The organism is Peribacillus simplex NBRC 15720 = DSM 1321, assembly GCF_002243645.1.
GTDB classification, from domain to species: Bacteria; Bacillota; Bacilli; order Bacillales; family DSM-1321; genus Peribacillus; species Peribacillus simplex.
In genome coordinates this window covers 3,878,408-3,891,636 of record NZ_CP017704.1, presented here as the reverse complement: position 1 = coordinate 3,891,636, position 13,229 = coordinate 3,878,408, and the positions used below count along the sequence as shown (strand labels likewise).

General features: G+C 41.7%; 11 protein-coding genes. 3 read left to right on the top strand and 8 right to left on the bottom strand.

All coding sequences use genetic code 11. The features are described 5' to 3' along the window. Nucleotides 1-419 precede the first annotated feature (419 nt). The 6 genes from BS1321_RS18775 to BS1321_RS18750 form a co-directional block, all read right to left on the bottom strand. On the bottom strand, nucleotides 420-1,562 hold the full coding sequence (locus tag BS1321_RS18775) for a mannitol-1-phosphate 5-dehydrogenase (RefSeq protein ID WP_063232523.1): 1,143 nt from the start codon (nucleotides 1,560-1,562) through the stop codon (nucleotides 420-422). A 5-nt stretch (nucleotides 1,563-1,567) separates the two neighbouring features. Continuing rightward, nucleotides 1,568-3,658: a BglG family transcription antiterminator gene (locus BS1321_RS18770; RefSeq protein ID WP_063232522.1), complete on the bottom strand. Its 2,091-nt coding sequence runs from the start codon at nucleotides 3,656-3,658 to the stop codon at nucleotides 1,568-1,570. A gap of 86 nt (nucleotides 3,659-3,744) precedes the next feature. Next, the gene (locus tag BS1321_RS18765; RefSeq protein WP_063232521.1) at nucleotides 3,745-5,688 is read right to left on the bottom strand and encodes a PTS mannitol transporter subunit IICBA; all 1,944 of its coding nucleotides are present in this window, start codon (nucleotides 5,686-5,688) and stop codon (nucleotides 3,745-3,747) included. A 206-nt stretch (nucleotides 5,689-5,894) separates the two neighbouring features. Further along, nucleotides 5,895-7,187: a CitMHS family transporter gene (locus BS1321_RS18760; protein WP_063232520.1), complete on the bottom strand. Its 1,293-nt coding sequence runs from the start codon at nucleotides 7,185-7,187 to the stop codon at nucleotides 5,895-5,897. Between the two features lie 351 nt (nucleotides 7,188-7,538). Next, a complete protein-coding gene (locus BS1321_RS18755) occupies nucleotides 7,539-8,228 on the bottom strand; it encodes a response regulator (RefSeq protein ID WP_063232519.1) in 690 nt (229 codons plus the stop codon). Next, on the bottom strand, nucleotides 8,222-9,826 hold the full coding sequence (locus BS1321_RS18750; RefSeq protein WP_174524158.1) for an ATP-binding protein: 1,605 nt from the start codon (nucleotides 9,824-9,826) through the stop codon (nucleotides 8,222-8,224). The genes BS1321_RS18755 and BS1321_RS18750 overlap by 7 nt, the downstream gene beginning before the upstream one ends. 173 nt (nucleotides 9,827-9,999) lie before the next feature. Between BS1321_RS18750 and BS1321_RS18745 the strand changes: the two genes are divergently transcribed. Beyond that, nucleotides 10,000-10,365 carry a hypothetical protein gene (locus BS1321_RS18745; RefSeq protein WP_063232517.1) on the top strand — a complete coding sequence of 122 codons (366 nt, stop codon included), beginning with the start codon at nucleotides 10,000-10,002 and terminating at the stop codon, nucleotides 10,363-10,365. A gap of 35 nt (nucleotides 10,366-10,400) precedes the next feature. Here the strand turns inward: BS1321_RS18745 and BS1321_RS18740 are convergent, their stop codons facing one another. Further along, nucleotides 10,401-10,784, bottom strand: a complete 384-nt coding sequence (locus BS1321_RS18740; protein ID WP_081112864.1) for a transporter — start codon at nucleotides 10,782-10,784, stop codon at nucleotides 10,401-10,403. Between the two features lie 169 nt (nucleotides 10,785-10,953). Then, a complete protein-coding gene (locus BS1321_RS18735) occupies nucleotides 10,954-11,880 on the bottom strand; it encodes a DNA-3-methyladenine glycosylase family protein (protein ID WP_269467086.1) in 927 nt (308 codons plus the stop codon). A 197-nt stretch (nucleotides 11,881-12,077) separates the two neighbouring features. Here BS1321_RS18735 and BS1321_RS18730 point away from each other — a divergent pair, with 197 nt between their 5' ends. Both BS1321_RS18730 and BS1321_RS18725 read left to right on the top strand, forming a co-directional pair. Continuing rightward, entirely contained in the window at nucleotides 12,078-12,674 is a 597-nt protein-coding gene (locus BS1321_RS18730) for a bifunctional transcriptional activator/DNA repair enzyme AdaA (RefSeq protein WP_063232515.1), read from the top strand. Then, nucleotides 12,664-13,188, top strand: a complete 525-nt coding sequence (locus tag BS1321_RS18725) for a methylated-DNA--[protein]-cysteine S-methyltransferase (RefSeq protein ID WP_063232514.1) — start codon at nucleotides 12,664-12,666, stop codon at nucleotides 13,186-13,188. The genes BS1321_RS18730 and BS1321_RS18725 overlap by 11 nt, the downstream gene beginning before the upstream one ends. Nucleotides 13,189-13,229 lie beyond the last annotated feature (41 nt).

The window sequence follows — 13,229 nt, the reverse complement described above, 5'->3', positions numbered from 1 at the left end:
TAAGCATCCATTCACGAGTATTTGCGCCAATCTCACGAGTAAATGCTCCAAATTCACGAGTATTTGCTCTAAATCTCGTGCAATAGCTGCAAAACCTTAAGTAAATGCACCAATTTTACGATTTACTGCACTAAATGGCCTTTTGTAAACCCTAAACTCAAGCAATTCCCTATATTCTCAACATAAATATCCCCTTCCGCCAAACAAATCAAAATGATTACGATTTACACTTTAAAAAAATCTAAATGTCACTCTTGTCTTGGCTGTCTTTCATTATAAAACGTAACGATTACTATTTACAAGGTTTTTTTGTACGCTTTCAAGGTTATGCTGGGATATCGTATGTTAGGTTCCTTCTTTATATTGGCTTTTGATTAAGAAAAAACTCCTGAAAAAGGATTTCAGGAGTTCTTCGGCTTTTATTTCAAGTTGTTGTAGTGGTTGATAACTTCTTTGGTTATTTCGCTATTTTCGTCCAATCCGCTAACTTCCTTAAGTGCGGTAGCTACACCGTGTTCTTTGATCATCGTTTGCAGTTTAAGGGCTTCTTCATCTTCGTTAAAATCAAAGAGTAATGCCGCCGCTATCGCTTTCGCCAGATTAGTATAGGAAAGTCCGGCTTTCTTAGCTTCTACGGCAGGGCGCACGAGACGGTCGTTTGGCCCGAGCTTACGCAGCGGTGAACGCCCGACTCTATTCACCGAGTCATTGAGGTAGGCGTTTTTAAATCGATTAATGATTTTTTCGATATACTGCTGATGCTCATCTGGCTCCAAACCGTATTGCTTTATTAAATAAGCACCAGTTTCCCCTAGGGTTTTCTTGACCTGCTCTACAATGCCTGCGTCCTCCAATGACTGGTCAATCGTCGATTTTTTATTTTTGAGATAACCGAGGTAAGCAATGACGGCATGTCCTGTATTAACGGTAAACAGTTTTCTCTCAATAAATGGAGCGAGTTCCTTTACAATGGTCATCCCTTCAACGGCAGGAATGTTTTCATTCGTTTCAACGACCCATTCATAATAAGGTTCCACCAAAACATCGAGTGATCCTTCGTTATTTTGTATAGGAACGATACGATCGACAGCTGAGTTAAAGAAGTATACTTTATCGGCTAGGTTTTCCTTTGCATCTTGATCCAAGTTTTCTAGAATATAGCCTTCTAAAAGGTCTGTTGCCGATATTTGGTTTTCACAAGCAATCACATATAGTTTTTCATCGGTTTCCTTCACTCTTGAAGCTAATCCTTTTGCAATTAAAGGAGCGATATGTGGCAAAATATTAGGACCGATAGCAGTGGTAAGGTAGGTTGCTTCTGAAATTGCTTTTATGATTTCCTCTTCCTGCTTTAAGCTGTTTAAACCCGAAACATTTTCTACTGTGACGGATTCTTGTTGATCAGTGGCCAGTTTGACTTGATATTGCTTTTTATCATTTAACTGATCGATGATTTGATCCGCTATGTCTACAAATGTCACATGATATCCAGATTGTGAAAAGAGTGCTCCGATAAATCCTCTTCCAATGTTTCCTGCACCGAAATGTACTGCTTGTTTCATTACAATCATCCCTTTATCAAGTTAGTATATAAATAGTCCAAAAATATGGCTTCCAGCCTTCTGTTAATCATTTCTTCGTCCGAAGATGAAAAAATCATGATGGCTTCAGTGCTTTCAATTAAGCTTGAACTTATTAAGCTGACGATTTCCTGCTGCTTTACACTCAATTCTTCAGGTGCCAGCATCAGCAGTAAATTTTTCATATGGACGTCATTTCCGTCCATACCTTTGACCAGACGATATTCCTCCAGGTGGGCCACCTGGAATATCAGTTCTTTCACATTCTTATGTCTCGTATGAAAAAGGCCCATTCCAGTGCCAGGAATGCCTAAACCACCTTTTTTTTCTCGTTCCTTCAAGGATCCGACCACATCATCCGCACCATTTAACAGTTCTTCCGTTTCAGCGATCCTGACCATTTCTTCAATGATTTCTGGATGTCCTTTCAGATGCTGCAGCCGATAAAACCGGAAATTATCCATGATCGACTCGATGCTCTGCTGGGCATCTTTCAATTCCTGCAGTACTTCTTTCAATTCGCCGTCCTCTTTTTTGATCACGGTATCCTTATGGGCTGAATGACTGCCATAACGCTTATTCTTCGTGAAGTTTTCGATATTCTTCCTTAAATAATTCCTGATATTCAATATATTCTCTTCACTCAAAAGAGGGGATACAAGGATATAATCACTATCGATATACGGAAGCCGGACGGTAGAAATGATCACATCATAGTTTTTCAGGCTGCCCTGCTGCTGGATGTCTTTAATCGTCTTGATTTCTACAGTCTCGATTTCGATGATTTCTTTTTTGATCCGGCTTGCAAGCATCTTCGACGTACCTATACCTGTCGGGCAAACGATGAGTGCCCTTATTGATATTTCTTCCTCCCGCAGCACTAATGCAGATCCGAAATGAAGGACGATGAAGGCTATTTCATCTTCTGGAAATTCCTTTATTTCTTTGAATCCCTTTTCCAGACTGGTCTTTACTGCCAAAAAGAGAACCGGATATTTTCGTTTAATATCTTCGGTTAAGGGGTTGTACAACCCCATTTCCTGTTTGATCCGGAAAAGCGATGGTTCCATATGGGCAAGGAGCCCCTGATACAATGGGAAATCCTTGGTTAAATCGATTTGCAGTTGTGCCGAAACATCTTTTATCAGGTTTCTTATCAGCTGCCCAAGCAACACACTGTCATATGGAACGGCATCCGCTGCATGAAGCTTGGAACCTTTAAGGATGGCGGCGAGGTAGCTTATATCATCGATGGTAAAAGAGACTTCAAGCATGGTGCTGAGTTCCTTGCCTATTTTATTCATGAGATTATTCTCATCGGAAAGTTCGCTTATTTTCTTGAAGTCCTTCTCCAAAAAAAATTGGCTTTCATTCCTTTGCAGGGTTATATAAATATGTACAATTAACCCTATATACCCGCTATCCGCCAAACGAGAATGGACACTGTTAAAAGTGGAAAACAGCACCCCATCAATTGCCAGAAGATATTCGGGATCGAAATAGCCGAGGATTTTCGCTTCTGGGAATTTTCCTTCTTGCAACAAAAATAAACTTTCAATCAGCTCTTCATTAAAGAAGTGCAAGAAATAGGCTGCCTGGGCTTTCCGTTTATTTTCTTCTGTCCCAGCAAGCTCGATTCCGACTCCCCTTTTTCTAGTAATCACGATATTAAAATACTTTAACCATTCAGTCAGTTCGTCCAAATAGGTTGTAAGAGTCGTAATGCTTATACCGAGATCACCCGCAAGAACTTGAGTTTTATATGATTCTTCCTGCAGTAGAGCTAAAATAAGATTCAACTTTCTTTCTTGTGGCGTTTGATCGATCGGATGATTACCCATAAGGTGCTGTACAAGCCGAAAGACTTGTTCATTCTTCCCATCAATGGACAGTCCCTCATGTGTATTACGTGTTAAATGCAACTCAAATGATTGCAGGATTTTTTCTATGGACTTCAGATCACGTTGAACCGTCCGAACACTAACATTCAATTGTGTCGCAATGGATAAGGCTGTATGTTTTCCTGAAGTTCTTATGATCAATTCTATGATTGATTTTTCCCTTGAAGTAATATACATGCTACCAACTCATTTCAGGTGGAGTAACACGAGAAAATACTGAATAGAAAAGCGTAAAACGCTTTTCTATTCTTGGTTAAGAGTATTTAATTATTTTCGACTTTTATAATATCCATCAATTCCCTGGCTGATGTGGCTTTAACCATCTTTTCGATATTCTCCATATCAGAGCAGGTAACTGCAATGCCAGATAGAATTTCAAGATGTGTCCCGTCCTTGCCGGCAATGCCGAATATCAATCGTGCCTTTTGGCCGTCAAAGTCGACACCATCAGGAATTTGTAAAACGGTAAATCCAGATTTAAGGACATCTTTCTTAGCTTCCTCGGTTCCGTGCGGAATGGCTACATCATTCCCCATATAGGTTGAAGTCAATTCATCACGAGCAATCATTGCTTCAATATAGCTTTCCTTAACGTAACCTGCTTTGACCAAAGCTCTTCCCGCAAAGCGGATCGCTTCTTCCTTATTGGCGAATTGTTGATTAAGGAAGACGTTTTCTTCGCGAAGCAATTCATTATTATCCTGCTCATCCTCGTTGATGCCAGGCTCGATTGAATGTTCACGAACACCGGGAACCTTCTCTTCAGCATCTTCGACGATTTCATGCAACTCATCGGTACCGTCATCCTGAAGCCGTGCAAGCAATGAATCGTATTCAGGGCTCGATAGGAAATTATCGACGGATACATGATAAGCATTCGGCACTTTATTCTGTGCCCTTGGAGTTAATTCTTCCTGTGTTATGACGATTTGGGCATCAGCAGGAATGTTTGAAATCGCCGTATTGGTAACAGCGATATTCAATCCGGCTTCCTTCACCTTCTTGCGAAGCAGCGAGGCCCCCATCGCACTTGATCCCATCCCAGCATCGCAGGCAAATATTATTTTGCTGACGTTTGTTGGCATCGTTCCCGGATCTGAAGCGAACACATCGGCAACAGAGCTTTTCTTGCCTTTCATTTCTTGCATTTTTTTCGCGGCATCTTCAATATTCTCTTCGGATTGCTTTCCTGTTTTTAAGATGAATGCACCGACGATAAATGAAACAAGGGCCGCTACGATCACGCCTGCAAAGTTAGCAATATATGCGCCCGCATTATGCGGAGTTACTGCTGTAATGGCAAGTATGCTGCCTGGAGAAGCTGGAGCAAACAATCCTCCGCCTAGTAGGACCAATGTGAAAACCCCACTCATGCCTCCAAGAATGACTGCTAAGAATAACATCGGCTTCATTAGGATATAAGGGAAATAAATTTCATGGATCCCGCCGAAGAAATGAATGATGGCAGCTCCTGGCGCTGATTTCTTCGCCGTTCCCTTTCCAAAAAAGCAATAGGCAAGCAATACGCCGATACCTGGTCCAGGATTCGATTCCAGAAGGAACAGGATGGAAGCCCCAGTTTGTTTAACTTGCTCTACACCGATTGGTGATAATACACCATGATTGATGGCATTGTTCAAGAACAATACCTTGGCAGGCTCGATCAAGATACTTGTCAACGGCAGTAAACCTGTACCGACAAGCCAATCGACTCCTGCTACAAGCCAGCCTGTAAATACGTCTACAGCAGGCCCGATGGCCAAGAAGGATAGTATGGACAATAAGCCGCCAATTATCCCTGCTGAGAAATTATTAACCAGCATTTCAAAACCGGCTTTTATTTTCCCTTCAATCAATTGATCGAATTTCTTGATGACATATCCGCCGAACGGTCCCATTATCATTGCACCAAGGAACATCGGGATGTCAGATCCAACGATGACGCCCATTGTCGCAATGGCACCGACTACGCCGCCACGGTGGTCATGGATTAGCTTACCACCCGTATACCCAATTAAAAGCGGCAGTAAAAACGTAACCATCGGTGTAACCATTTTGGCAAGGCTTTCATTTGGCAGGAAACCAGATGGGATGAATAGGGCAGTGATTAGCCCCCATGCTATGAAAGCTGATATATTCGGCATGACCATTGAACTTAGAAAGTTACCGAACTTTTGAACTGCAACTTTTATATTAAATTGAGCCATTTTGCTCTCTTCCCTTCATATTAATATAGTTTCCTTTAATCTTAAGGTACGTACATTCCGCATTCAATAAAAGAAAAAGCTAACTTTGTCGCGAAAGAGAAGACAAACATAATGTATCTCACTTTTCCAGATTTATTCAGCGCTTGAAGCAGATAAAAGAGTCCCGTTCGCATCTTGACGAACGGGACTCTTTTATAAATGGAGCCTTATAGTGGGATGATTCCCAATAGGACAGATACCACTATCATGACAAGCGTCGATCCGCATGCCCATTTCAGGAAAGTGCGCTGCAATGCACCGAAATCTTCCCCTACCATTCCAACCAATAGATAGGTGGATGGAACAAGCGGACTTAATAAATGGACGGGCAACCCTAATAGTGAAGCTCTACCGATCAGGGCAGGGTCAATTCCATACGCAGCTCCCGCTTTAGCAAGTAATGGGAGCACACCATAATAAAATGCGTCATTAGACATGAAGAACGTGAAAGGTGCTGAGATGATAGCTGTGATCACAGCAAAATGTGCACCCATTTGATCTGGAATATGTTGAATCAAAGAGTTTGCCATGGCATCGACCATTTCCGTACCTGCAAGGATTCCAGTGAAGACACCTGCAGCAAAAATCATCGAAATAACAGATAGAGCATTGTCTGCATAGTTTGCCACACGTTCTTTTTGATCTTTGAGTTTTGGATAATTAACCGTAATGGCAATCGCAAAACCTATCATGAACAGGACTGCTGAAGGCATTAGTTCCATAATCAGCGCAACCAGCAGTGTAAGGGTCAATGCGTAATTGAATATTATCAATTTAGGACGTTTAAGATAAGCATCTTCCGTTGCAGCCGCATGCTGTGCCACAGCACGATAATCGACTTCTATGATCCCAATTCTCTTTCTTTCTTTTTTACCCAGGCAATATGCCATGAAAAGGACGAATAGGACTCCGCCAATCATCGCAGGAATGACAGGTGTGAAAACATCGGACATTTCAAGTTTTAAAGCGGTCATCACCCGTGCTGTCGGGCCTCCCCAAGGAAGTAGATTCATGACTCCAGATGACGAAACAGCAATACCGGCCAATACTAGCGGTCTCATTCCAATCCGTTTATATAGCGGAAGCATGGCTGAAATCGTTATCATATATGTTGTCGTACCATCTCCATCCAAGGAAATCAGCAAAGCCAGTACTGCCGTGCCGATGGCAATTTTGACTGGATCTCCTTTTACAACCTTAAGGATTGTATTGATGATCGGGTCAAAAACGCCAGCATCGATCAAAATGCCAAAGAAAAGGATCGCAAACAATATCATGATGCCCGTTGGCGCCACATCTTTGATTCCTTCCAAAGCCATTTCGCCCATTTTACCGCCAAACCCACCAATAAGTGCAAAGGCACTTGGTACTGCAATCAAAGCTATCATGGCTGTAAGTCGCCCTGTCATAATTAAAATCATAAACACTACTATCATCAAGTATCCTAATAAAGCGAGCATATGATCACTCCTCAATTTCTAATTTTCTAATTTTCTAAATTGTATATGAAATCACTTTATCTGTAAGCGTTTTCAATTTATTGTGTTTTAAAACTATTAAATTAATTGTGTTCATTGTGTTCACGGAGGCGATTTTTCAGAGTGAACCAGACTCCATTCCCCGGGTTGAATGGCGGGTTCTTTAAGGAAAAGATACGATTATTAAGCAAACAGTGACTAAATCTTTATGCATTGCAGAGGATTTCTAAACTAACTCACATTGCTTTTTTTGAAATCTTTCAAACCATTTTAACCGTTGTACAGCATGCATAAAAAAACACCTCCAATCTTGAAGGTGTTCCACATTTAATTCTATTGAATTTTATAATATCTTCGTTCAGGTCTTCCCACCACCCCGTATACGACTTCCGCTTTACATTTCTTAACGGATATCAAGTATTCCAGATAGCGTCTCGCGGTTGTCCTGGAAGCACCGATCTGACCGCTCACTTGCTCAGCCGACAAACCGATATCGCTTGCTTCGAGAACCTCGATCACTTTCGCCAAAGTAATTTCGTCGACCCCTTTCGGTAAGGACGGCCCATCATTCGTTTCCGAAACGGAAGATCCCTTTTTCAAAATGAGATCAACAAAATCCTGATCTATTTCTTGTTTGGATTTCATCAGATGGACTTTCTTCAGATACTCTTCGATAACTTGGTTGAAGCGCTTCATTTCCACTGGTTTAATTAAATAATTCTCTACACCATAGTGAAGCGCCTTTTCAAGTTGTTCTTTATCCGTTGCCGCGGTAATCATGATAATATCCACATTCGGGAATTTTTTACGTATGTCCGGAAGGAGGTCTGTACCAAGCTGATCTGGCATATAAACATCAAGCAAAAGCAGATCCGGACTTTTTTGTTCCAAGATACGAAGCGCTTTTTTGGCATTGACAGCTTTTCCGACCACTTCTATTTCATCAAAGTTTTTTAAGAATTTTTCATGGATATCCGCTACACGAAAATCATCTTCTGCGATGACAGCTCTTATCTTCAGCATCCTTTCCCTCCTCTCTGTTCTTTAGGAAGATACACGGTGAATATGGTGTTTCCATCCTCGCTTTGAACTTCGATGATGCCGCCCAGCTCTTTTACGACATGATCAGCATTCGAAAGTCCATAACCACTCGGACTTCCGCTGTTTTTCGAAGTGAAACCCCGATCGAAAATATGGGCGATGGCATCCTCAGGTATTCCTTTTCCGTTATCACTCACTTCAAATACCATATCATTTCCGATATCTGTGGCGAAAAATTTCACGCGCGGCTCTTCCATGCTTGAAACCGCTTCAAGTGCATTATCGATAATGTTGCCTAGAATCAATGTTAGTTGTGACAATTTTATATGATCCGGCAGTTTCTCTAGGTAACTTTGTGCGTCTATTTCAAAGATGATCTTCTTCTCCGATGCTTTCCCTATCTTACCAAGTAACAGGGCTTGTACTTTTGTATCCTTTATCTGTTCGAACACGACACGGTTCAGGGAATGCAATTCGGATGTTTCGCTTTGAATCATTTCTATCGCTTCATCATATTCCCCTAATTGTATCAATCCTGAAAGGACGTATAGTTTATTGGTAAATTCATGGGTTTGTGCCCTCAAATCCTCTGAATGCATCTTCACTTCAGATAATGTGTTGACCATTTCCTCAATTTCCGTTCGATCACGGAACGAAGCGACAACACCGCTTACCCCTTCACTATCGAAGATTGGCGTGCAATTAACGATAACGGATTTGTCTTTCCATGAAATCTCCTTATCCACTTGCGGTTCACCGGACTTCAGCACTTCGAATAAATATTTCGAAGGAAATAGGCCATCCACGTTATCCACGTTCAAATGGCGAACCGACTCTTTAATATCCAGCAATTTTTTCGCCGGCTGATTCATCGAGGTAATCGACCCATTTTGGTCAATGGCCAGAATCCCTTCTTTCACCGAATGCAGCACTGCATTTTTTTCTTTATATAAATTGGCGATTTCAAATGGTTCCAGCCCCAATGTATCTTTACGTATGCTCCTTGCCAGCATATAACTGCCAATGATCGATATCATGATGGCCACTAAAGATACAATCATCTCTTTGGACAAATCCTTGAAAATTTGGGCGCGGACATCGTCCACTAAAAAACCGACGGAGACGATTCCAATTATTTTTCCAGCCTCATTGAATACCGGTGACTTCCCCCGAATGGAAAGTCCGAGTGATCCTGCCGCTTCGGAGACATAATATTCGCCTTCCCGAATGGCCCTGCTATTATCCCCGCCTTCCATCCGCTTCCCAATTTCGGAAGCCAGCGGATGGGAATAGCGAATTCCCTCTGCATTCCCTACAACGATGAACTCAGCCCCTGTTTCCCTGCGGATCTTTTCGACAATCGGCTGGATTATGCCAGCGGGATCATCAGTTTCAAAGGCATCTGTAACGGTAGGCATGAAGCTAACCGTCTTTGAAAGCTCCAACGCCAATTGACCTTTATCCTTCGCTATTTGCCTTCCTTCCATATAGGAAAAAGAAGTAGTCAATAAGATAATCAAAAAAAGGCTCAACGATAAGACTAACCCGAGAATCTTGGTTTCCAGCGATACTTTCCTCATTTTCAACAGCATCCTCTATTTTCATTTTCATTCACTAAATTTTATAGGAGCATAATGATTTTACCATTTCTATTAAATATTGAACATTGTTGGCCGTTTATTTCGCCACATTCAAAAATGAAAGGATTTAAGTAACAAAACAAGGTATAATTTAACAAAAAGGGGAGGGTGAAATGAATTTCTTGAATCCTTTTCAAATGATTTATATGATCATCATAACCCTTTTGCTGATTTACGATTTTTTTCCAGTCTTTTTTCTTTCTGATATCGTGTCACCCGAGGTACTTCTTGGGGTTATGATAGGATTATTTCTCAGTGTCCTTTTTAAGAAAGATGGTCACGCCGATAATGGTGCGAGAATCAAGGAGCAGGTGTTTTACACCTTGTATCTCCTTTCCGTAGTGGGAGTGTTGACCGCTTTAGGTGGACAATCAGCTATAGGCATTTCTCTTACTGATGTATATCTTTGGATAGCACTGCTTCTGTCTGGCTACCATACCTTTTCGTATTGGAAGAAGGCAAAACAATCTGAAACATAAAATGCTCAAAGGAAGCATCTCCTTTGAGCATTTTTTCAAAAACAGCTAAATGAATTGATTTGTCTTGTATCGATACCAAAAAACGTCCAGAACCTGCCATTCCACCTGAAGCCGGCAACAGAACGCGGACCGACGAAAATGGGATAATACCAGAAACTCGCACCATTGTTTAGCCATATAAAAGTATTCCTGAACAGACAAAACGAAATGGCACCTGGATCTACGGCAAATGGTGAAGCCGATTGCTGGTGGGGGATAAACGCTGGCGGGGGAGCTGTTGGTGCTTGCGAACCCGGCGGCGGTCCTGGTTGACCTGGAAATTGAGGCATACCAGGGATGCCCGGAAAGCCGGATAGACCGGGAAACTGCCGTTCAAGAAAAGCTTGATCTTCATAATGGTACATTGGGTCCATATACATGGTCATTCACCTCTATAAGATTGAATGTAATAAGCTATGATATATGGACTCAAGGTGTTTGGGCTGGAAATGCAATTTATCGACGAAAACTACCGTTTTTTCTCCGAAATTAGGAATATATCGACGAACTCTGCAGTTTTATCTCCGAAACACAGGAGTATGCACTAATTCAATATAGCAATCTCCATAAATAGAAGGTCGCATAGGATTCCCAATCGGCCCACGCTTCCGATAGTTTCCGGATTTCCGCTTTCGTTGGTTTTGCTTCCGTTTGCATGACCAGTTTCATGGAATTATGCAGCCCGACGTCATCGATGGGAAAGGCTGCTGGAAAACGTAAACAGCGCATCAGGACATAGTTCGCTGTCCACGGACCGATTCCCCGTATTTTGGTCAGCATTTTTTCAGCCTCTTTTACATTCTTTGCATTCAAAAGCTTTTCTTTTGTAAGTTCTCCTTTTGCAATCAGTTGAGCAACACCTATTAAATATTCACACTTCTTCACCGTCATCCTCAAATCGACAAAATCTTCGACCGTCAATTTCGCGATCACATCAGGCTTTGGAAACAGCCAATATTGCTTTCCTTCGAATTCAACAAAATCACCAAATCCCTCCACAAGCCTCCGTTTCAAGGTATAGGCATAAGTCAAGTTAATCTGCTGTCCAAGTATTCCCCAGGCAATCGCTTCAAACAAATCAGGGATGCCCATATTTCTCAAACCGAAGAATTGGCTTACCGGCTTTTGCAATAAAGGGTCATTTTGGGCCAGCTCATAAAAAGGAAGCAGATTTGTCTCAAGATCGAACCAGTGACGAACGTATTGGTAAACAGCATTCTTTACCTGATTATCCATCGGTGCAGTTCGTCCTGGAAATCGAACGGTCAGCTCCGTTTCATTCATCGCACTGATTTCTACTAAAAGTGTCTCGTTTTCGACAACAAGTGCTCGATAAATTTTTTGATCAACAATATCAAACAGACATTCATTGGAGGATCTTGATAAATATTTAAGATTTTCCGAAAAACTAAACTCTTTTGGTGCACGAATTCTCAATTCAGTCATGCCTTCATCATTTGATAATGTCTCTTTCATCCTGCTCCTCCTTTGGCCTATTCTCTTTATTCTAATGAAAAATGGGTACGTTATCTTGCTCTTTCCTTCAAATAGTGATTCATCCAACTCCCTTATTTTAACAAAACTTATTGAATAATTACGTTATCTTGCTTTTATATTATCAAAATGTTTGTATATCAACCCTTTCTTGTATACTAAATGCAGAGGTGAGTGTAGTGAATCCGAAAAAAGCAGATTTCCCGAATGAATATTGGAAAGCTATTATAGATTGTGATGCAGCATATGATGATCATTTTTTATACGGAGTAATTACGACGGGCATCTTTTGCAGGCCCTCCTGTAAATCCAGGGTGCCGAATAAGGAAAACGTGAAGATTTTCAAAAATGCCATGATGGCTTTGGAAGAAGATTTCCGGCCTTGTAAACGATGTAAACCGGAAGGACTGAATTTGCCGACAGAAGAATGGGTTGAACAAATAGCCGAATGGATCGACACCCATTACAGAGAACCCCTCACATTGAACAAATTGGCGGATATTTCCCACGGCAGCCCCTATCATTTACAACGATCATTCAAGCGTGTGAAGGGGATATCGCCCACTGAATACATTCAACGGCTTCGCCTTGAAAAAGCAACGAAGCTCCTAGAAAACTCCGAACAGCCGATAACTGAAATAGGCTTGGCTGTCGGGTTCTCGAGCACACCCTATTTCATGACGCTATTCAAAAGTAAAATGGGGAATACCCCCTCAGGATATCGGAAAGCTTATCTTAAAACTCAAGCTTTGGAGTGTGAAGAATATGAAGAATGATAAAGAACAAACCATTGATTGGGCCATATTGCATTATGACAGGTGGCAGCTATATGTGGCCAAAACGGAAAAAGGGCTTTGCTATGTAGGCTCTCCCGGTCAAACGTATGAAGAACTGAAGTCTTGGCTACAAAAACGCTTTCCAATGGCGAGCCTTGTTGAAAATGAAAAAGCATTAACACCCTATCTAAAAGAACTCCAAGAATATTTCGAAGGGACCAGGCAGACTTTCTCTCTTCCAACAGATGTAAAAGGCACGACCTTTCAACAAGAAATTTGGGCAGCGCTGAATCAAATACCTTATGGAAAAACCTGTTCCTATTCCGATATTGCCCAAATCATCCAAAGGCCTGCAGCTGTTCGGGCGGTCGGTACGGCCATTGGTGCCAATCCTGTTCTGATCACGGTGCCATGTCACCGGGTTATCGGAAAAAACGGGGCCATTACTGGTTACCGTGGAGGTACGGAGATGAAACAATATTTACTTCAATTGGAATCAGAAATGAAGGCGTGAGTACAATCTGACCGCAAAAAAAGCATCCGACTATGCGGATG